This window comes from Kitasatospora sp. NPDC004289, assembly GCF_053602875.1.
On record NZ_JBSGEL010000006.1, the window covers coordinates 180782 to 200929 of the forward strand.

A 20148-nucleotide genomic window follows, 5' to 3' on the forward strand; every position below is an offset into this window, starting at 1 on the left:
CAGCACGAGCTCCGGCAGCCAGTTGCAACACCAAGGGGCGCGAGGAACCGCGCGCTTCGGGAGGCGGCGCACCTGCAACTGACCCACCATCAGCCAGTTGCAGGTGTTGCCGTTCCCCTTCGCGCAGTTCCTCGCGCCCCTGAGGCGCTGCCCTTCCGGGCGACCGCGTACAGCTACGCGTTACTTCTTCCGGCGGCCCTTCGCCGCGCGGGCGGCCTTGCGCCGCTCCGCCCGGGTCAGCCCGTCGCCGTCCTCGACGCCGTCCTCGAAGTCGCCCTCGATGACGTGCTCGTCGCCGTCCACCGACGGGGCGGTGTAGTGCAGACGCTGCGGCTTCGGAGCCTCCAGGCCCTTCGCCTTGATCTCCGGGCGGCCGGCCGCCTGGTCCTTCTCCAGCTTGGCGAGGGTCTCCTCGGTGTCCGCGAGCGGCACCTCCTCGACCTGCTGCTCGACCTGGACCTCCAGGTTGAACAGGTAGCCGACCGACTCCTCCTTGATGCCCTCCATCATCGCGGAGAACATGTCGAAGCCCTCGCGCTGGTACTCGACCAGCGGGTCGCGCTGGGCCATCGCCCGCAGGCCGATGCCCTCCTGGAGGTAGTCCATCTCGTAGAGGTGCTCACGCCACCGCCGGTCGAGCACCGACAGCACCACGCGCCGCTCCAGCTCCCGCATGATCTCCGCGCCGAGCGCGTCCTCACGGGCGCCGTACTGCCCCTGCACGTCCTCCTGCAGCGCCTTGACCAGGAACTCGGCGGTGAGCCCGGCCGGCCCGCCGGCCTCCTCCTCGAGCTCCTCCAGGTCCAGCGTCACCGGGTACAGCTGCTTGAGCGCCGCCCACAGCTTGTCCAGGTCCCAGTCGTCCTCGAAGCCCTCGCCGGTCGCGGCGTTGACGTACGCCTCGACGGTGTCGTCCATGAAGTGCGTGACCTGCTCCTGCAGGTCCTCGCCCTCCAGCACGCGACGACGCTCGCCGTAGATGACCTCGCGCTGACGGTTCAGCACCTCGTCGTACTTGAGGACGTTCTTGCGGATCTCGAAGTTCTGCTGCTCGACCTGGGTCTGCGCCGAGGCGATGGCCCGCGTCACCATCTTGGACTCGATCGGCACGTCCTCCGGCACGTTGGCCATGGCCAGCACGCGCTCGACCATCCCGGCCTTGAACAGCCGCATCAGGTCGTCGCCCAGCGACAGGTAGAACCGCGACTCGCCCGGGTCGCCCTGACGGCCGGAACGGCCGCGCAGCTGGTTGTCGATGCGCCGCGACTCGTGCCGCTCGGTGCCGAGCACGTACAGGCCGCCCAGCTCCTGGACCTCGAGCTGCTCCGCCTTCACGGCGGTCTTGGCCTTCTCCAGGGCGGCCGGGAAGGCGGCCTCGTACTCCTCCGGAGTGTCGATCTCGGTGATGCCGCGCTGCGCCAGCTCGGCCACCGCGAGGTGCTCCGCGTTGCCGCCGAGCATGATGTCGGTGCCGCGGCCGGCCATGTTGGTGGCCACCGTGACGGCGCCGCGACGGCCCGCCTGGGCGACGATCTGCGCCTCGCGCTCGTGGTGCTTGGCGTTGAGGACCTCGTGCGGGACGCCGCGCTTACGCAGCTCCTGCGAGAGGTACTCGGACTTCTCGACCGAGACGGTGCCGACCAGGACCGGCTGGCCCTTCTCGTGCTTCTCGACGATGTCCTCGACCACGGCGGCGAACTTGGCCGGCTCGGACTTGTAGATCAGGTCCGGCTGGTCGATGCGCAGCGGGGTCTTGTTGGTCGGGATCGGCACCACGCCGAGCTTGTAGATCTGGTGGAACTCGGCCGCCTCGGTGGTGGCGGTACCGGTCATGCCGCCGAGCTTGTCGTAGAGGCGGAAGAAATTCTGCAGGGTGACGGTGGCCAGGGTCTGGTTCTCGTTCTGGACCTCCACACCCTCCTTGGCCTCGATCGCCTGGTGCATGCCCTCGTTGTAGCGGCGGCCGGCCAGGATGCGGCCGGTGTGCTCGTCGACGATCATGACTTCGCCGTTCATGACGACGTAGTCCTTGTCGTTCTTGTAGAGCTCCTTGGCCTTGATGGCGTTGTTCAGGAACCCGACGAGCGGGGTGTTGACCGACTCGTAGAGGTTGTCGATCCCGAGGTAGTCCTCGACCCGGGAGACGCCCTCCTCCAGGACGCCGACCGTGCGCTTCTTCTCGTCGACCTCGTAGTCGCGGTCGCGCTTGAGGCGCAGCACCAGCTTGGCGAAGTCGGCGTACCACTTGGTGGCCTGGTCGGCCGGGCCGGAGATGATCAGCGGGGTGCGGGCCTCGTCGATCAGGATCGAGTCGACCTCGTCGACGATCGCGAAGTTGTGGCCGCGCTGCACCAGTTCGTCCTGCGACCACGCCATGTTGTCGCGCAGGTAGTCGAAGCCGAACTCGTTGTTGGTGCCGTAGGTGATGTCGCAGGCGTACTGCCGCTTGCGCTCGGCGGGCGACATGTTGCCCAGGATCACGCCGACCTCGAGGCCGAGGAAGCGGTGCACCCGGCCCATCCACTCCGAGTCGCGCTCGGCGAGGTAGTCGTTGACCGTGATCAGGTGCACGCCCTTGCCGCTCAGCGCGTTCAGGTACGCGGGCAGGGTGCCGACCAGGGTCTTGCCCTCGCCGGTGCGCATCTCGGCGACGTAGCCCAGGTGCAGCGCGGCGCCGCCCATCAGCTGGACGTCGTAGTGGCGCTGGCCGAGCACCCGCTTGGCCGCCTCGCGGACGGTGGCGAAGGCCTCGGGGAGGATGTCGTCCAGGGTCTCGCCATCGGCGAGCCGCTGCTTGTACTCGTCGGTGAGTGCCCGCAGGTCCTCGTCGCTGAGGTTGACGAAGTCCTCTTCGATGGAGTTGACCTGGGCAGCAATCCGCTGGAGCTTGCGAAGGACCTTGCCCTCACCGGCGCGCAGGATCTTGTCGAAGACGGACACTAGGGCGGGCTCCTTGCCTGTTCGGCGTTGGACGGCAGCACGGTGGGTCGACCCCACCGCACGGGCCATCGTATGCGAGGGAGCCAACGCGCCGGGAGGTGCGTCAGCACGGTATTCCCGTGTCACCCGTGGGGGCACAACGGCCGATTGCGCTCCGGTGCGGACATTTCGGTCACCCTCCGGCCCTCGCTCAGGTTGTACGCGCCGGGACCTGACTTGGTTCCCGCTCCGGCTCCCCCCGCTGTCAGTCCCTCCGTCTACCCTGCGCGGCATGACCGCCACGCCTGCACCCGTCCTCGAACTCTCCGCCGACGAGGCCCGCCGGATCGCGCTGCGCGCCCAGGGGCTGCTCGGCGCGCCCGACCGCAGGGGCGGGGTGCGCGGCGTGCTCCGGCACCTCGGCGCGGTCCAGCTGGACACCATCTCGGTGCTGGCCCGCTCGCACGAGCTGGTGCCGTACGCGCGCCTCGGCGCGGTCGGCCGCCCGGGGGTGGAGGCGGCGTACTGGGGCGGCGGCACCTCCTTCGAGTACTGGTCGCACGCGGCCTGCATCCTGCCGGTGGAGGAGTGGCCGCTGTTCGGCTTCCGCCGCCGCTCCTACCGGTCCAACGGTCACGTCTGGGGCCGCAGCACCGAGGAGCGGACGTACCGTCAGGTGCTGGACCAGCTGCGCGCGGAGGGCCCGCTGACCTCCACCGAGCTGGGCGGCGCCAAGCGCACCTCGGAGTGGTGGGACTGGTCGGACACCAAGGTCGCGGTGGAGAAGGCGCTGGCCTTCGGCGACGTGGTCTGCACCGAGCGGCGCAGCTGGAAGCGGGTGTACGCGCTGGCCGAGCAGGCGATCCCGGCCGAGTACCTGGCCGAGGAGCCCTCCGACGCGGAGTGCGTGCGCCGGCTGGTGGCCCAGGCCGGCACGGCGCTCGGGGTGGCCACCCGGGCCGACCTGATGGACTACTACCGGCTGAAGGCGAAGCACTTCGACGCGGCCCTGCCGGAGTCCGGCCTGGTTCCGGTGACGGTGGCCGGCTGGGGCGCGCAGGCCTGGGCCGACCCGGCCGCGCTGGAGACCGCCCCGCGCGGGCGGCACCGCACCACCCTGCTGTCGCCCTTCGACTCGCTGGTCTGGGACCGGCCCCGGACGGAGCGGATCTTCGGCCTGACCCACCGGCTGGAGGCCTACACCCCGAAGGAGAAGCGGGTGCACGGGTACTTCGCGATGCCGCTGCTGACCGGCGGCCGGCTGGTCGGCCGGGTCGACCCGGCCCGGGAGGGGAAGACCCTGGTGGCCCGTCAGGTGTCGCTGGACTCGCCCCGTCATCTGGAGGCGCTGGCCGGCGCGCTGCGCGAGGCGGCCGGCTGGGTGGGCTGCACCGCCGTCCGGGTGGAGCGGCTCTCCGACGAGGGCCTGCGCCCGGCCCTGGAGAAGCTGATCGGGTGATCCCGGCGGGCCCGGAGCCGTTGCCCGGTGGTGTCCTTCCGCACCACCGATTCGGAGCAACGCATGGGTCCGACCACCACCCGCCGCACCCTGTTCGGAGCAGCCGCCGCCCTGGGCACCGCCGCCCTCGGCGCCGTCGGCCTGACACCCCGTCCGGCCACCGCCGCGCCGTCCCTCCGGACGCTCCCGGCCAGGGACGCCACCCGGGCGGACGGGGCGGTCAGCCGGGGGCTGGCCCGGGAGATGCTGATGGTCGGCGAGGACGAGCGCACCGACCTGACCCTGGAGTACCTCAAGGTCCTGATCGACGGTCAGCTGCCGCCCACCACCGGCCGGAAGCGGGTGCTGGTGGTCGGCGCGGGCGTGGCCGGGCTGACGGCGGCCACCCTCCTGAAGCGGGCCGGCCACGAGGTGGTGGTCCTGGAGGCGAACGCGAACCGGGTCGGCGGCCGGGTGAAGACCTTCCGCGGCATGTTCAGCGACGAGCGGCTGTACGCGGAGGCCGGCGCGATGCGGCTGCCCGACTTCCACCCCCTGGTGCTGGCGCTGGCCGACAAGCTGGGCCTGAAGCGGCAGTTGTTCTTCAACGCCGACATCGCCCCCGGCACCCGGGCGCTCGGTCCGGTGCCCCCGGTGACGCACCGCTCCTTCACCGGCGAGGTCTGGAGCAACGGCCCGGACACCCCCTTCACCGCGCCCGCCCCGGTCTTCCGCACCCTGCTCGCGGTCAACGGCCTGACCGCCGCCAAGGCCGACTACGCCCGCGACCCCGGCGAGCTCAACCGCTCCTTCGGCGCCCGCTTCGCCTCCACCGCCGCGGCCGCCGTGCACGCCGCCTTCGAGCCGGCCAGCGTCCCGCCCGGCGACATCGCCCGGCGCCTGGACGGCTGGACGGAGGTCTTCTCCCGCTACGGCTACCACTCCACCCGCCGCTTCCTGCGGGAGGAGGCCGGCTGGGACGAGGCGTCCGTCCAGGCCGCCGGGACGCTGGAGAACATCACCTCCCGGCTGCACTACTCCCTCGTCCCGACCCTGATCGACCACGCCCTGATCAACCCCGCGAACCGCTACTGGGAGCTGGAGGGCGGCACCGACACCCTGACCACCGCGCTGGCCGCCCCGCTCGCCGCCGAGCTGCGGATGGGCCGCCGGATGACCAGGCTGTCCCAGAGCGCCGCCGGCGTGCGGATCGAGACGGTCGGCGAGAGCGGCGACGAGGAGTCCTGCGACGGCGCCCCCGACGGCCGCACCGAGGTCTTCGAGGGCGACTACGCCCTGGTCACCATCCCGTTCAGCGCGCTGCGGTTCTGCCGGTTCGAGCCGCTGATGTCCTACCCCAAGCGCCGCGCCGTCACCGAGCTGCACTACGACTCCGCCACCAAGGTGCTGCTGGAGTTCAAGCGCCGCTTCTGGGAGGACGGTCCGAACGGCTTCACCGGCGGCGGCTGCGTCTCGGACAGCGCCAGCCGCTTCACCTACTTCCCCTCGCACGCCCCGGGCGGCGCCCCCGGCGGGGTGGTGCTGGCCTCGTACACCTGGTCCGACGACGCGATGCGCTGGGACTCGCTGACCCCGGGCGAGCGGTACGCCTTCGCGCTGGACGACCTGGAGCGGCTGTTCGGCCCCCAGGTGCGCCGCGAGTTCACCGGCGTCGGCGTCACCCAGTCCTGGGCCCGGGCCCGGTACGCCCTGGGCGAGGCGGTGATCCCGACCCCGGGGCAGCTGCACGAGCTGCACCCGGCGGCCGGCCGGCCCGAGGGCCGGGTGCACTTCGCGGGCGAGCACACCAGCCTCAAGCCGGCCTGGATCGAGGGCGCGCTGGAGTCCGCCGTGCGCACCTTCCTGGAGCTGCAGGCCCGCTGACGGAGGGTCAGGCCTGGAGGTCGGCGGTCAGCCGATCTCCAGGATCTTCTCCCGCATCGCGTAGACCACGGCCTCCATCCGGGAGTGCAGCTGCAGCTTCTCCAGGATGTTGCGCACGTGGTTCTTCACGGTGTTCTCGGAGATGAAGAGCTCCTTGGCGATCTCCCGGTTGTTCATCCCGGTGGCGACCAGCTTGAGCACCTCCAGCTCGCGGTCGGTGAGCCGGGGCGCCGGCAGCAGCTCCCGCTCGTCCGGCCGCCGCTGGATCATCGACTTGAACTCGGTGAGCAGCTTGGAGGCCATCGCCGGGCTGATCTGCGACTGCCCGTCGGCGACCGCCCGGATCGCGGTGGCGACCTCGTCGGTGGAGATCTCCTTCAGCAGGTAGCCGGTGGCACCCGCCTTGATCGCCTCGTAGAGGTCGGCCTCCTCGTCGCTTATGGTCAGCATGATGATCTTGGCGCTGGGCACCACGTCCTTGATCGCGGTACAGGCCTCGATCCCGCTGCGCCGCGGCATCCGTACGTCCATCAGGATGATGTCGGGCAGCAGGTCGGCCGCCTTGAGGACCGCCTCCGCGCCGTCCCCGGCCTCGCCCACCACCCGGATGTCGGGCTCCTCCGCCAGCACGATCTCCAGGCCCCGGCGGAACAGCGCGTGGTCGTCCACCACCAGGACCCGGATCGGCTCGTCCCGGTGCGGCGGTTCGTCCGCGTCCCCCGGCGGTCCGCCCGTCAGACCGAATCGCTCCCCCATCCGCCCCTCCCCGCCGCCCGGTCAGTGTCGGCACATCATTCCACGAAGCACCCGCGGTCGATCACCCTCCGCCGTCGCCCCTCCCGGAACGGGTGACCCCCGGTGGCAGCCGCCACCGGGGGTCACCCGCATCGCCTCCTGTGCGTCAGTCCTGGTCCGGGCCGCCGATCGCACCACCGGCGTCACTGGCCGGGCCGACGTTCGTGCCGTCGGTGGCCAGGTGGATCACGCCGTAGTGGTAGCCGTGCCGCCGGTACACCACGCTCGGCAGGCCGCTGTCCTTCTCCACGAAGAGGTAGAAGTCGTGGCCGACGAGCTCCATCTCGTACAGCGCCTGGTCCAGCGACATGGGCGCGGCGCCGTGCGTCTTCTCCCGGACGACGAGCGGTCCGTCGCCCTCCACCTCCAGCGATCCCATCATGGTCTTGCGGGCCGTGCCGTTGACCCCGGCGCTGGGCTCCTCCACCTCGGGGAGCGACGCCAGCGCCGCCGTCGCCTCCGCGACGCTGATCGGGGTGCGGCCGTTGCCGCCCTTGTGCACCCGCCGCCGGTCGGCGGACTTGCGCAGCTGCGCGTCCAGCTTCGCGGAGGCCAGGTCGAGCGCCGCGTACGGGTCAGCGGCGGCGGCCTCGGCCCGGATCACCGGGCCGCGGGTGCGCATCGTGATCTCCACCCGCTCGGACCGGTCGGCCTGGCGCGGGTTGTGTTCCTTGGACACCTCGACGTCGAGGCTGATCACCTTGCCGTCGAACTTCTGGACCTTCTCCAGCTTCTCGGCCACGTGCTCTCGGAACCTCTTGGGCACCTCGGTCTTGCGGCCCTTGACGACGATGTCCACGCAGAACTCCGATCCCTCGTGCTGACGCCGGGCCGGAACGTTCCCGGACCGGACTGAGACCCAGCCGGACCAGCCGCTTCACCATCACCACCGGGGCTCCCGGGGGCGCTGGGAGGGACTGGCCCTCACCTCACTTCCTCCCCACCAGAAGCGCTTGAAACCCCTTGGAGCCTCATCGAACACCTCACACCGGGATTTCGCCATCCCCGGTCGGCTGGAGGACTGTTCCGTCCTGTTTACCCTCACGCGGGTGAAAAACCGGTAAACACCTGGACAACATGCCCCGGACGGCCCACCGTTTGGTACGGGCCGACCACCGGGAGTCACCATGACCGCCCACGCCCTGTTCGAACTGGCCGACCTCCTGCTGCCCGCCCGCTGCGCCGGCTGCCGCACCGGCCGCACCCCGCTCTGCCCCGGCTGCCGCGCCGCGCTGGACACCGCCCGCCCCGGCCCGGCCACCCCGCACCCGTGCCCCGCCGGCCTGCCCCCGGTGCACGCCGCCACCCACTACGCCGACCCGGTCCGCCAACTGCTGCTCGCCCACAAGGAGCGCGGGGCCCTGCGCCTGGCCGCCCCGCTCGGCCGCGCCCTGGCCGCCGCGGTGCTCCCCCTGCTGGGCCCCGGCCCGGCCCTGCTGGTGCCCGTGCCCTCCACCCGGGCCGCCACCCGCGCCCGCGGCCACGACCCGACGCTGCGCCTGGCCCGGGCCGCCGCCCGCGAGCTGCGCCGGCGGGGCCGCCCCGTCCGGGCCGCGCACCTGCTGCGCCACCGCCGCGCGGTGGCCGACCAGGCGGGCCTGACGGCCGCCCAGCGGCACGCCAACCTGCACGGCGCCCTCACCGCCCGCCCGGGCGCCGCCCGCCTGCTGGCGGGCCGTCAGGCCGTGCTGGTGGACGACCTGGTGACCACCGGGGCCTCCCTCGCCGAAGCCGCCCGCGCCCTCACCGCCCTCGGCCACCCACCCCGCGCCGCCGCCACCGTGGCCGCCGCCCGGCGGGCCACCGGTCAGCCCGGGTAGGAGAACTGACGACCCTTCAGGCCCGACGCCAGCTCGACCCACTGACTGCCCGACAGCCGGTAGACCTGGTCGGCGGAGGTGGCCAGCACCGGCGGCAGCAGCTCCTTGCTGCCGGTGTTCCGCGCCTCGGTCGCCGAGACCGAGGTCATCGAGTCACCGCCCTGGAGCGGCACGTCCGCGCTGACCGATCCGTCGGTGCCGAAGTAGTGCAGCTGCTGGAGCTTGTCCTGCTCCTTGCCGAGCACCAGCAGCTGGTCCGTGTCGGCCCAGGCCACCGAGACCACCTCGCTCAGCACCGAGGCCACCGCCCGCAGGCCCACCACCTCGGCCCCCGGACTGGTCTGGCTCCCGGTGTGCAGGACCATGCCGAGCCTGAGCGTGGTCCTGCCGCCCTCGTTCACCACCAGGGCGATCCGGGCGCCGTCCGAGGAGACCCGCAGCGACTGGACCTTCCCGCCGCCCAGCCCGCCGACGTGGACCGGCACCACCGTCCGGCCGCGCACCATGACCACCCCGGAGTCTGCGGCCGGGTCCACCAGCCAGAGGTTGTTCCAGCCGTCCCAGCTCGGCGAGCTCAGCACGCCACCGCTCCGGTGCACGCGCTCCCCCTTGGTGCTGTTGGCGGCCAGGTCGACCAGGAACAGCTCGTGGCCGTCCGCCCCGATCGCGGCCGCCGCCACACCGTCCCGTCGGACCGCGAAGCCGCTCGGGCGGAGGGAGCCGTTCTCCGCCCCCAGCTCGCCCGGGACCGGAGTGCCCCTCCCGTCGGAGTCCGCGGTCTGCATCAGCTGGCCCTTCGCCTGGTCCAGGTAGTACTGCCTGGTCCCGAACACCCCGCCGGCCAGCGCGCCCGGCGCGCGCAGCACGGTGTCGCCGACGGCCTGGCAGGTGCCCTTCTGCCCGTTCAGGGTCAGCAGGGTCAGCCGCTTGCCCTGGACGTCGGACAGGGTGTGGAAGAGCTGCGCGGCCATCTCGCCGCAGCGCCCCGGCTCGGCGCCGAGGTCCGGCACGTCCACCTTCACGGTGGCCGCGTTGGAGTCGTTGACGGTGACGGCGCCCACGATCGCGACCTGCTCGCCGAAGGCCGTCCGGACCCCCTTGGCGAGCCAGGGCGACGGTCCGTCGGCCAGCGCCTGGGCGGCGGCGGTGAGCGGGTCCACCCGGCGGCGCACGTAGATCGGGTCGGGCACCAGCACCGCCTGCGGGCCCGGGTCGACCGAGGGGTCCGTCCGGGTCGGGAAGTAGCGGTGCACCGCCCGGTACCCGTTCTTGAACTCGGTCTGATCGGTGATCAGCCCGTCCGGCAGGTCGTCGATCCGCCACTCGCCCTTGTTCTTGCCCTCGGTCTCCCGCACCAGCTTGAACCGCTTGTCGTACGGGGAGGTCTGGTTGGACGACGTGCCCGGGGTCGGCCGGTAGGTGCGGTGCCGGTCCAACTCGGCTATCTGGCCGCCCTGCACCTGGACCTCGGCCCGGTCGGAGCCCGCGGCCAGCGAGACGGTGTACCGGGCCTGCGAGCCCAGGACCACCACCTGCGTCTCCGGCTGCCACTTCCGCAGCGCCGCCGCCGTCAGGTACTGCTTGGCGGTCGCGTAGGTCGCCTCGTCGGCGTTGGCCGCGTCCAGGAAGCCGGTGAGCAGCTTCTCCGGATCGTCCCCGGGGTGCGGAGGCGCCGGGTAGACCCGCACCTGGAGGTTCTCCGGGGCGGCGGTCGCCGGGGTGCCGACCCGCTCCGGCGCGCCGTCCGAGGGCATCGAGACGCAGCCCGCGGCCACCAGCGGGGCGAGCACCGCGCCGAGCGCGCGGAGCAGCCGCCGGTCAGTCCTGTCCGTCCTCCGCACGCCGCTCCCCCTCCGAGTCGCTCCCACCGGCATCCGCGCCGGCCGACGGCGCGTCCGCCGGCCTGGCCGCCGACCGGTCCACCACCACGTGTGCGCCGGTCGCACCGTACCCCGCCGAAGCGGCCCGGACGTCCGAGGGGTCGGCCACCGGGGCCGAGGGCGTCTTGCCCAGCCCGGGTCCGATGCTCAGCACGCCGCCCAGCCCGGGGCCGAAGCCCGTGGCCTGGCCCTCCGGCGTCTCCGGGACCTCCGCCGTCTGCTCGGCCGAGGTGAGCGCGGTCGCCCCGGCCGGCCTGGCCCGCCGGTACGGGCCCGCGCTGGCCAGCCCCCGGTTGTGCCGGGAGTCCTCCGGCTCCAGCCGGAACGGCGCCCGGCTGATCTCCCCGCCGCGGGTGCGCGGCAGGGTGAGCCGGAAGTGCGAGCCGCCGCCCGGCTCGCCCCAGGCCTGCAGCCAGCCGCCGTGCAGGTGCGCGTCCTCGACCGCGATCGACAGGCCCAGGCCCGTGCCGCCGGTGGTCCGCACCCGGGACGGGTCGGCCCGCCAGAAGCGGTGGAACACCCGGGAGGCCTCGCCGGGCTTGAGCCCGATGCCGTAGTCCCGGACGCCGACCGCGACCGCGCCCTCGGCCGAACCGAGCCGGATCACCACGTCCCGGCCCTCGCCGTGCTCCAGCGCGTTGACCACCAGGTTGCGCAGGATGCGCTCGATCCGCCGGGAGTCCACCTCGGCGACCACCGGCTCCTCGCCGCCCCGGATGATCACCGCACTGCCCTTGGCCTGCGCCAGCGGGTCGGCCGCCTCGACCACCCGGCCGACGATGTCCCGCAGGTCCACCGGCTCGGCGTCCAGGATCGCCGCGCCCGCGTCGAACCGGCTGATCTCCAGCAGGTCGGCGAGCAGCGACTCGAAGCGGTCCAGCTGCCCCTGGAGCAGCTCCGCCGAGCGGGCCGCCATCGGGTCCAGGTCGTCCCGGCTGTCGTAGATCAGGTCCGCCGCCATCCGGACGGTGGTCAGCGGGGTGCGCAGCTCGTGCGAGACGTCCGAGACGAACCGCCGCTGCACCCGGGAGAGCTCCTCCAGCTGCCGGATCTGCGCCTGCAGCGCGTTGGCCATCCGGTTGAAGGACTCGCCGAGCCGGGCGATGTCGTCGGAGCCGGTGACCTTCATCCGCTCTTCCAGGTGCCCGGCGGCCAGCCGCTCCGAGATCCCGGCCACCATCCGCACCGGGGTGACCACCTGACGGACCACCAGCCAGGCGATGCCGCCGAGCAGCATCACCACGAACACCCCGGCGGTCGCCAGCGTGCCGGTGACCTGCCCGAGCGAGCTGGTCTCCTGGGCGAACGAGAAGACGTAGTACAGCTGGTACTGCGTGGTCCCGTCCGGGCCCCGGAACTGCTGACCGATGATCAGGCCCGGCTCCTCCTTCGGAGCCTTCCCGGGCGCGGTCGCCCGCTGCACCTCGGCGGTCTGCTCGAACATCTGCCCGGGGTTCGCGGCGACCTGGGCGCGCAGGGCCGGCGAGATCGAGGCCGGCAGGATCTCGCCGGAGCCGTACGCGCCGCGCAGCGCGGCGCTGGACGAGCTCTGCACCTCGTCGCTGTTGGGCACCAGGGCGATCACCGAGTAGACCCCGCTGCCGCCGGTGGCGAGGTCGGAGACCTGCTTGATCAGCCAGGTGCTGGTCTTCACCCGGGTCGGGTCGGTGTTGGCACCGACTGTGGCCTGCAGGTTGATCGCGTCGTTGATCTTGTCCTGCTCGATCTCGAAGCCGCCCCGGGCCTGGTTCTGCGCCGAGTGCTTCTTGGCGTCCAGCAGCACCGTGCGGACCTGGGCGACCACCACCACGCCCAGCACCAGCACCACGGCGAGCGAGAGCAGCAGGGTGGCGGCCACCACCCGCACCTGGATGGAGCGCCGGTACAGCGCCACCACCCGGTGGAAGGGACGCCGGAACTGACGGGCCACCAGCGCGAAGAGTGCCACCGGGCCGCGCCGGGGGCGGCGGCCACCGGTGGTGGTGGAGCTCAACACGTCCCCGCGAACGGTGGACTCCCCGTCGGCGGCGGTGCCCGACGGGGAGTCGTCAGCTTGCTGCGTCACGTCAGCTGGGCCCGGCCTTGTAGCCGACACCGCGGACGGTGACCACGATCTCCGGACGCTCCGGGTCCTTCTCGATCTTCGAGCGCAGGCGCTGCACGTGCACGTTCACCAAACGGGTGTCGGCGGCGTGCCGGTAGCCCCAGACCTGCTCCAGCAGCACCTCGCGGGTGAACACCTGCCAGGGCTTGCGGGCCAGCGCGACCAGCAGATCGAACTCCAGCGGGGTCAGCGGGATGCCCCGGCCCTCCCGCTTCACGGAGTGACCGGCCACGTCGATCACCAGATCGCCGATCGTCAGCTGCTCCGGCGTCGGCTCCTCGGCGCGGCGCAGCCGGGCGCGGACCCGGGCCACCAGCTCCTTGGGCTTGAACGGCTTGACGACGTAGTCGTCGGCGCCGGACTCCAGTCCGACCACGATGTCGACGGTGTCGGTCTTCGCGGTGAGCATCACGATCGGCACGCCGGACTCGGAGCGGATCTGACGGCACACGTCGATCCCGTCCCGCCCGGGCAGCATCAGGTCGAGGAGGACCAGATCAGGCTTGGTCTCCCGGAACGCGGCTAGTGCCTTGTCCCCGTCCGCGACGAAAAACGGCTCAAAACCCTCACCACGAAGCACGATGCCCAACATCTCGGCCAGTGCGGTGTCGTCATCGACGACGAGGACACGTCCCTTCATGCGTCCATCCTCTCATTACCGGATTGTGACCTGCCGCACAGCCGTGCCAATCTGGCGTGCTCGTGCCCGCCAAGTCAGTCATATCGTCGCAGAGTTCGCCCCCCGCCAGGACCGGGCCCCGGACCGGGCCGGGATATCCCTGCGAGCGCCGAACAGTGCCGTGGCACGATGGGCGCCACAGAGTACCGATTCGACGGGAGCAGTGATGACCGACACTCCGGGCTGGGCCTCGCCCGGCTCACCCGAGCCGCCCCGAGAGGACGCCGGGACGTCGGACGCTCCAGCTCCCTCCGCGGCCACCGCCCCGCCCGTCCCGCCGCAGGCCGGCCCCGTGCCGCCGCCGGTCCCGCCGCCCGCGCCGGGCCCCTACGCCGGCGCCTACGGCCAGCAGCCCCCGTACGGACAGCAGGCCCCCCACGGGCAGCAGCCCGGCTGGGGCCAGCAGCCCCCGTACGGTCCGCAGCCCGGCTGGGGCGGCGGTCAGCAGTGGGGCGGCGCCCCGGGCTGGGGCCAGCCGCCGAGCCCGAAGCCCGGCGTCATCCCGCTCCGCCCGCTCTCGGTCGGCGAGCTGCTGGACGGTGCCTTCACCACCGTGCGCCGCTACTGGCGCTCCACCATCGGCCTCTCCCTCGGCGTCGCGGTCGCCGAGCAGTCGCTCACCGCCGGCGCCGAGTGGTGGGGCTACGAGCAGCCCGACGCGATCGGCCCGGCCGTCCTGAGCATCGCCGCCTACCTGTTCGCGATGCTGCTCGGCATCATCGCCTCCGGCCTGCTCACCATGGTGGTCAGCAAGGCGATCCTCGGACAGCGCGCCACCCTCGGCGCCGCCTGGGCCGCCGCCCGGCCGCAGCTGTTGAAGCTCTTCGGGCTCACCGTGATCACCACCCTGATCATGGTCGGCATCGCCCTGGTCGCCATGGCGCCGATGCTGGTGCTCGCCGTCGCCGACGCCGACGGCGCGCTGATCGGCCTCGCCGTGCTGCCACTGCTCGCCGGCCTGGCCGTGATGCTCTGGTTGATGGTCCAGCTCAGCATGGCCGCCCCGGCCCTGATGCTGGAGAAGCAGGGCGTCTTCACCGCGCTCTCGCGCTCCCGACGCCTCGTCAAGGGCGCCTGGTGGCGCACCTTCGGCATCACCGCCCTCGGCCAGTTCATCGCCGGGCTGATCGCCGCCGTCTTCGTGCTGCCGTTCACCGTCATCGGCATGGCCGCGGTCGGCGAGGACCAGTTCACCCCGAACTCGGACTTCGGCGTGTTCGGCGCCACCACCCCGCCGTCGCTGATCCTGGTCCTCTCGATCGGCGCCATCCTGGCCTCCTGCATCACCATCCCGCTGGTCGCCGCGATCAACGTGCTGCTCTACGTCGACCGCCGGATCCGCCGCGAGGGCCTGGACATCGAGCTGGCCCGCGCCGCGAGCGCGCCCGCCGACGCACCGTCACCCGCCGCCGCCCCGGCCGACACCGCCCCCGACCAGACCGGACCGCAGGGAAGCTGATGCCCAACTGGGGGGAGTGGGCCCCGCTGGCCGCCGGCGTCCCGGTCACCGAGGAGCGTGACGCGGCCCGGGACGCCGCCCGGATCGAACGGCTCGACCCGGCGTACCACCACCACGATCCGAGCCTGCTGCAGCGGATCTGGAACTGGGTGGTCGAGCAGCTCGACAAGGCCTTCGGCGCCGTCGGCATCGCCACCCACGGCATCACCTCCGTGGCGCTCTTCCTGGTCGTCCTGACCGTCCTGGCCGGGCTGCTGTGGTGGGGTCTCGGCGCCCCGCGCCGGGCCGCCCGCAGCACCGCCCCGGACCTGTTCGGCGCCGACCGCCCGGCCACCGCCGCCGAGCACCGCGCGACCGCCGCCGCCCACGCGGCGGCGGGCGCCTGGGCCGACGCCGTGCGCGAGCAACTGCGCGCCCTGATACGCGGCTTGGAGGAGCGCACGCTCCTCGACGTCCGCCCCGGCCGGACCGCGGACGAGGCCGCCGCCGAGGCCGGCCGGGTGCTCCCCGAGCACGCCGAGGCCCTGCGCCGCGCCGCCCGCACCTTCGACGACGTGGTCTACGGCGAGCACACCGCCGACGCGGCCGCCTACCAGGCCCTGCTCGACCTCGACCGGGCCGTCACCACCAGCCGGCCGACCCTCGCCGGGAGCACCGCGTGAGCACCGACACCACCGCCCCGGCCCCCGCACCCGCCGCGCCGGCAACCGCTCCTGACACACCGTCGGAGGGGCCCGCGCCGACCGTCGGCACCGCACTGCGGGTCTTCCCCGGCTGGGGCCGGATCTGGCGTCGCGGCCGCTGGTTCCTGCTCGGCGCTGCCGTCGTCCTGGTCGGCGGGCTGCTCGTCACCGGCCTGGACGACCACCGCGAGTACCCCCCGCTCCACCCGCGCGACCCCGATCCGCACGGCACCCGGGCCGTGGTCCGCCTGCTCGAACAGCGCGGCGTCGACGTCCGCACCGCCGCCACCCAGGACGAGCTCTCCGAAGCCCTGGCCGCTCCCGGCACCACGGTGGTGCTGCCCCTCACCGTCCCGCTGACGCCCGGTCAGCTCGGACCGGTCTCCGCCCGCAAGCGCGGCAGCGACAGCCGCCTGGTGCTGATCGGCCCCGACAACGACACCCTGACCCAGCTCGCCCCGGGCATCACCACCGCCAACGACTCCTCCGGCGAGCCGCACCTCACCAAGTCCACCGCCACCGCCCCCGGCTGCTCCCTGCCCGAGGCCGCCCGGGCCGGCACCGCCGAGGTCGGCGGCCTGCTCTACCGGCCCGGCCCCGGCGACACCGGCTGCTACCCCACCAACGGCCGCCCCGCCCTGGTCCGCCACACCGACCCGGGCTCCCGCGAGACCGTGGTCCTCGGCAGCGGCCGCTTCCTCACCAACGAGCGGCTCGCCGAGGAGGGCAACGCCTCGCTCGCCCTCGGCCTGCTCGGCTCCCGCCACCACCTGGTCTGGTACCTCCCGGACTACTCCGGCCCGCAGGCCGAGCAGCCCAGGAGCCTCACCGACCACATCCCGGCCGGCTGGAACTGGGCCGCCCTGCAGCTCGCCGTGGCCGCCGCCCTGGCCGCCCTCTGGCGCGCCCGCCGGCTCGGTCCGGTGGTCACCGAGCAGCTGCCGGTGGTCGTCCGGGCCGCCGAGACCACCGAGGGCCGGGCCCGGCTCTACCAACGCGCCAAGGCCCGCGGCCGGGCCGCCGACGCCCTGCGCCGCGCCGCCCGCCACCGCACCGCCCCCGCCCTCGGCATCCCCCTGCACACCGGCGAACCCGACCCGACCGCCCTGTGCACCGCCCTGGCCGACCGCCTCGACCGCCCCGCCGTCGACCTCCACGCGCTGCTGTACGGCGACGCACCCACCGACGACGCCGCCCTGCTGCGGCTCACCGACGCCCTCGACGCCCTGGAAAGGCAGGTACGACAGCCGTGACCGAGCAGGCCACCACCTCCCTCAGCAAGCCGACCCCCGAGGACGGTGCCACCCTCTCGACCGCCCCGGCCGCCGCCACCGACGCCCGGGCCGCGCTCACCGCCCTGCGCGCCGAGATCGGCAAGGCCGTGGTCGGCCAGGACGCCGCCGTCACCGGCCTGGTCGTCGCCCTGCTCTGCGGCGGCCACGTCCTGCTGGAGGGCGTCCCCGGTGTCGCCAAGACCCTGCTGGTCCGCACCCTCTCCACCGCCCTCAGCCTGGAGACCAAGCGCATCCAGTTCACCCCCGACCTGATGCCGGGCGACGTCACCGGCTCCCTGGTCTACGACGCCCGCACCGCCGAGTTCTCCTTCCAGCCCGGCCCCGTCTTCACCAACCTGCTGCTGGCCGACGAGATCAACCGCACTCCCCCGAAGACCCAGGCCTCCCTGCTGGAGGCCATGGAGGAGCGCCAGGTCACCGTCGACGGCGAACCCCGCGCGCTCCCCGTCCCGTTCCTGGTCGCGGCCACCCAGAACCCGGTCGAGTACGAGGGCACCTACCCGCTGCCCGAGGCCCAGCTCGACCGCTTCCTGCTCAAGCTGGTGCTCCCGCTCCCCACCCGGGACCAGGAGTACCAGGTGCTCGCCAAGCACGCCTCCGGCTTCGACCCCCGCGACCTCGCCGCCGCGGGCGTGCGCCCGGTGGCCGGCCCCGCCGACATCACCGCCGCCCGCGCCGAGATCGCCAAGCTCACCGTCTCCCCCGAGGTGCTGGCCTACATCGTCGACCTCTGCCGGGCCACCCGGCAGTCCCCGTCGCTCTCCATCGGCGTCTCCCCGCGCGGGGCCACCGCCCTGCTCAACGCCTCCCGCGCCTGGGCCTGGCTGGCCGGCCGCGACTACGTCTCCCCCGACGACGTCAAGGCCCTCGCCCTGCCCACCCTGCGCCACCGGGTCCAGCTCCGGGCCGAGGCCGAGATGGAGGGCGTCACCGCCGACTCCGTCATCCAGGCCGTCCTGGCCCAGACCCCGGCCCCGCGCTGACCCGTACTGCCTGAAGGAGCGTCACCCATGGCCCTGACCGGCCGCACCGCCCTCATCGCCGCGCTCGGCGCGCTGGTCGTGGGCCTCCTGCTGCCCTCCTGGGCCGGGATCGCCGCGGTCACGGGCCCGCTCCTGCTCGCCGTCCTCGCCGACCTCGCCCTGGCGGCCCCGGTACGGTCCCTGGTGCTCACCCGCACCGGCGACACCACCGTCCGCCTCGGCGAGCCGGCCACGGTCGAACTCTCCGTCACCAACCCCTCCCGGCGCCCCCTGCGAGCCCGCCTGCGCGACGCCTGGCCGCCCTCCACCTGGCGCCCCGGCACCTCCTTCGAGGCCTCCCGGCACGCCCTCACCATCCCCGCGGGGGAGCGCCGCCGGATCACCACCCACCTGCTCCCCACCCGCCGCGGCGACCACCACGCCCACCGGGTCACCGTCCGCTCCCACGGCCCGCTCGGCCTCGCCGCCCGCCAGGGCTCCCACCTGGTGCCGTGGACGGTCCGCGCCCTCCCCCCGTTCGCCAGCCGCAAGCACCTGCCCTCCCGCCTGGCCCGCCTGCGCGAACTCGACGGCCGCACCTCGATCCTGACCCGCGGTCAGGGCACCGAGTTCGACTCCCTGCGCGAGTACCTCCCCGGCGACGACGTCCGCTCCATCGACTGGCGCGCCAGCGCCCGCCGGCACACCGTCGCCGTCCGCACCTGGCGCCCCGAACGCGACCGTCACGTCCTGATCGTCCTCGACACCGGCCGCACCTCCGCCGGCCGCGTCGGCGACGCCCCCCGCCTGGACGCCGCCCTCGACGCCGCCCTCCTGCTGGCCGCCCTGGCCACCAAGGCCGGCGACCGGGTCGACCTCCTCGCCCACGACTCCCACAAGCGCCGCACCGTCGTCGGCCGCTCGGCCTCCGACGTGCTCCCCGCCTTCACCGAGGCGATGGCCACCCTCCAGCCGGCCATGGTCCAGACCGACCTGCGTGCCCTCACCTCCGCCGCCCTCCGGCTGGCCCCCCACCGCTCCCTGATCGTCCTGATCACCGGCCTCGACGCCGGCCCCGTCGAGGAGGGCCTGCTCCCCCAGCTCCCCCTCCTCACCAAGCGCCACGAGCTCGTCCTCGCCTCCGTCGCCGACCCCCGCCTCGACGAACTCGCCACCACCCGCGGCACCGTCCAGGACGTCTACGCCGCCGCAGCCGCCGAGCAGACCCGCGCCGACCGCGCCCGCACCGCCACCCTCCTCACCCGCCGCGGCGTCACCGTCCTCGACGCCCCGCCCGCGGCCCTCCCCCCGGCCCTCGCCGACACCTACCTCGCCCTCAAGGCCGCCGGCCGCCTCTGAGCCCTACCTGAGGCGTACGCCCCCGGTACCTCCGGCGTATCCCGCCACGGCTCCCTCGATGATCCAATTGACCGGTCATCAGTAACCTTCGGGGGAGCACCACATGAAGCGCAGGGAATTCCTCCTGCTCAGCGCACTCGGCCTGTCACCACTGGCCCTGGTCGGCTGCGACACCGACCACAGGAACACCGCCTCGGCAACCGACTCGGTCATCGAAGCGCCCGAGCCCGTCAGCGACCCGGCCTTCATCCGTGGCGCCCTGGCCCGTCTCGGCCCGGTCCTCTCGGCCCACTGGACCGAGATCTCCTCGAACGACTACACCCCCGACCGCAGCATCCCCGGCCCGACCGACCTCTTCTACTGCGCTGTCGCCCAGCTCCCCCCGGGTCAGGTCGCGAAGGTCATCGGCCAACTCCCCGCACAACCGGCCGAGTTCCCCAAGGTCCAGCACTACCCCACCACCTCCAAGGACGTCGACCGCACCGCCGTCCCCGCCTCCCTCCTGCCGCACCTCCCGTCGGCCCCCTCCTGGGTGTCCCACCCGAAGATCGACGAGCTGCTGGACGCCCACAGCGGCCAGGTCCTGCTCGACCGAGCCTCCGACACCGTCTTCGTCAACGCGGTCGACCTGAGGGACCCCACCAAGGTCCAGAACCTCGTCGACGTCAACGGCAACACCTCGACCACCACCCCGATACCGCTCCCGCCGCTGCCCTGAAAGGGCCTGGAAATGCAGAAAGCCCCCGCCGGTTTCCCGGCGGGGGCTTTCTTGAATGATTGTTCGGCGGCGTCCTACTCTCCCACAGGGTCCCCCCTGCAGTACCATCGGCGCTGTGAGGCTTAGCTTCCGGGTTCGGAATGTAACCGGGCG

The 20148-nt window shown here is 73.2% G+C and carries 15 protein-coding genes and 1 rRNA gene; 9 read left to right on the forward strand and 7 right to left on the reverse strand.

Translation table 11 applies throughout. The features are described 5' to 3' along the window. Positions 1 to 180 precede the first annotated feature (180 nt). Positions 181 to 2940: a preprotein translocase subunit SecA gene (gene secA, locus ACWEPF_RS06200; protein ID WP_345289986.1), complete on the reverse strand. Its 2760-nt coding sequence runs from the start codon at positions 2938 to 2940 to the stop codon at positions 181 to 183. Positions 2941 to 3211: 271 nt separating this feature from the next. On the opposite strand from secA, the gene ACWEPF_RS06205 reads away from it, so the two are divergent. After that, positions 3212 to 4378 (forward strand): winged helix-turn-helix domain-containing protein, encoded by a 1167-nt coding sequence (locus tag ACWEPF_RS06205; RefSeq protein ID WP_452171612.1) that lies wholly within the window; start codon positions 3212 to 3214, stop codon positions 4376 to 4378. Between the two features lie 63 nt (positions 4379 to 4441). Next, complete coding sequence (locus tag ACWEPF_RS06210) at positions 4442 to 6241, forward strand: FAD-dependent oxidoreductase (RefSeq protein ID WP_452171613.1); 1800 nt, start codon at positions 4442 to 4444, stop codon at positions 6239 to 6241. Positions 6242 to 6268: 27 nt separating this feature from the next. Here ACWEPF_RS06210 and ACWEPF_RS06215 read toward each other — a convergent pair whose 3' ends face one another. Continuing rightward, the gene (locus tag ACWEPF_RS06215) at positions 6269 to 6997 is read right to left on the reverse strand and encodes a response regulator transcription factor (RefSeq protein ID WP_345289990.1); all 729 of its coding nucleotides are present in this window, start codon (positions 6995 to 6997) and stop codon (positions 6269 to 6271) included. A gap of 145 nt (positions 6998 to 7142) precedes the next feature. Beyond that, positions 7143 to 7835, reverse strand: coding sequence for a ribosome hibernation-promoting factor, HPF/YfiA family (gene hpf, locus ACWEPF_RS06220; RefSeq protein ID WP_345289991.1), 693 nt, complete (start codon positions 7833 to 7835; stop codon positions 7143 to 7145). A gap of 328 nt (positions 7836 to 8163) precedes the next feature. On the opposite strand from hpf, the gene ACWEPF_RS06225 reads away from it, so the two are divergent. After that, positions 8164 to 8856 (forward strand): ComF family protein, encoded by a 693-nt coding sequence (locus ACWEPF_RS06225; protein WP_452171614.1) that lies wholly within the window; start codon positions 8164 to 8166, stop codon positions 8854 to 8856. On the opposite strand, the gene ACWEPF_RS06230 is transcribed toward ACWEPF_RS06225, so the two are convergent. The 3 genes from ACWEPF_RS06230 to mtrA are packed head-to-tail and all read right to left on the reverse strand — an operon-like array spanning position 8844 to position 13480. Further along, entirely contained in the window at positions 8844 to 10697 is a 1854-nt protein-coding gene (locus ACWEPF_RS06230) for an LpqB family beta-propeller domain-containing protein (RefSeq protein ID WP_452171615.1), read from the reverse strand. The two genes, ACWEPF_RS06225 and ACWEPF_RS06230, sit on opposite strands and share 13 nt — an antisense overlap. Further along, positions 10675 to 12801 (reverse strand): MtrAB system histidine kinase MtrB, encoded by a 2127-nt coding sequence (gene mtrB, locus ACWEPF_RS06235; RefSeq protein ID WP_380149639.1) that lies wholly within the window; start codon positions 12799 to 12801, stop codon positions 10675 to 10677. The genes ACWEPF_RS06230 and mtrB overlap by 23 nt, the downstream gene beginning before the upstream one ends. Position 12802: 1 nt before the next feature. Further along, the gene (gene mtrA / locus ACWEPF_RS06240; RefSeq protein ID WP_104816374.1) at positions 12803 to 13480 is read right to left on the reverse strand and encodes an MtrAB system response regulator MtrA; all 678 of its coding nucleotides are present in this window, start codon (positions 13478 to 13480) and stop codon (positions 12803 to 12805) included. 205 nt (positions 13481 to 13685) lie between these two features. Between mtrA and ACWEPF_RS06245 the strand changes: the two genes are divergently transcribed. The 6 genes from ACWEPF_RS06245 (at position 13686) to ACWEPF_RS06270 (ending at position 19995) form a co-directional block, all read left to right on the forward strand. Next, positions 13686 to 14978: a hypothetical protein gene (locus ACWEPF_RS06245; RefSeq protein WP_452171616.1), complete on the forward strand. Its 1293-nt coding sequence runs from the start codon at positions 13686 to 13688 to the stop codon at positions 14976 to 14978. Continuing rightward, positions 14978 to 15640 carry a DUF4129 domain-containing protein gene (locus tag ACWEPF_RS06250; RefSeq protein WP_452171617.1) on the forward strand — a complete coding sequence of 221 codons (663 nt, stop codon included), beginning with the start codon at positions 14978 to 14980 and terminating at the stop codon, positions 15638 to 15640. The genes ACWEPF_RS06245 and ACWEPF_RS06250 overlap by 1 nt, the downstream gene beginning before the upstream one ends. After that, on the forward strand, positions 15637 to 16914 hold the full coding sequence (locus tag ACWEPF_RS06255) for a DUF4350 domain-containing protein (RefSeq protein ID WP_452171618.1): 1278 nt from the start codon (positions 15637 to 15639) through the stop codon (positions 16912 to 16914). Before ACWEPF_RS06250 ends, ACWEPF_RS06255 begins: the two co-directional genes overlap by 4 nt. Continuing rightward, entirely contained in the window at positions 16911 to 17939 is a 1029-nt protein-coding gene (locus ACWEPF_RS06260; protein ID WP_452171619.1) for an AAA family ATPase, read from the forward strand. The genes ACWEPF_RS06255 and ACWEPF_RS06260 overlap by 4 nt, the downstream gene beginning before the upstream one ends. A gap of 27 nt (positions 17940 to 17966) precedes the next feature. Continuing rightward, on the forward strand, positions 17967 to 19277 hold the full coding sequence (locus ACWEPF_RS06265) for a DUF58 domain-containing protein (protein ID WP_452171620.1): 1311 nt from the start codon (positions 17967 to 17969) through the stop codon (positions 19275 to 19277). 103 nt (positions 19278 to 19380) lie between these two features. Continuing rightward, a complete protein-coding gene (locus ACWEPF_RS06270; protein WP_452171621.1) occupies positions 19381 to 19995 on the forward strand; it encodes a hypothetical protein in 615 nt (204 codons plus the stop codon). A 61-nt stretch (positions 19996 to 20056) separates the two neighbouring features. Here ACWEPF_RS06270 and rrf read toward each other — a convergent pair. Next, positions 20057 to 20148, reverse strand: a 5S ribosomal RNA gene (rrf, locus tag ACWEPF_RS06275); the annotation flags it as partial.

Excerpts from the sequence above, each read along its gene's own strand:
- ACWEPF_RS06205 (WP_452171612.1), top strand. The coding sequence starts at position 3,212 with ATGACCGCCACGCCTGCACCCGTCCTCGAACTCTCCGCCGACGAGGCC.
- ACWEPF_RS06210 (WP_452171613.1), top strand. The coding sequence starts at position 4,442 with ATGGGTCCGACCACCACCCGCCGCACCCTGTTCGGAGCAGCCGCCGCC.
- ACWEPF_RS06215 (WP_345289990.1), bottom strand. The coding sequence starts at position 6,997 with ATGGGGGAGCGATTCGGTCTGACGGGCGGACCGCCGGGGGACGCGGAC.
- ACWEPF_RS06225 (WP_452171614.1), top strand. The coding sequence starts at position 8,164 with ATGACCGCCCACGCCCTGTTCGAACTGGCCGACCTCCTGCTGCCCGCC.
- mtrA (WP_104816374.1), bottom strand. The coding sequence starts at position 13,480 with ATGAAGGGACGTGTCCTCGTCGTCGATGACGACACCGCACTGGCCGAG.
- ACWEPF_RS06245 (WP_452171616.1), top strand. The coding sequence starts at position 13,686 with ATGACCGACACTCCGGGCTGGGCCTCGCCCGGCTCACCCGAGCCGCCC.
- ACWEPF_RS06250 (WP_452171617.1), top strand. The coding sequence starts at position 14,978 with ATGCCCAACTGGGGGGAGTGGGCCCCGCTGGCCGCCGGCGTCCCGGTC.
- ACWEPF_RS06265 (WP_452171620.1), top strand. The coding sequence starts at position 17,967 with ATGGCCCTGACCGGCCGCACCGCCCTCATCGCCGCGCTCGGCGCGCTG.
- ACWEPF_RS06270 (WP_452171621.1), top strand. The coding sequence starts at position 19,381 with ATGAAGCGCAGGGAATTCCTCCTGCTCAGCGCACTCGGCCTGTCACCA.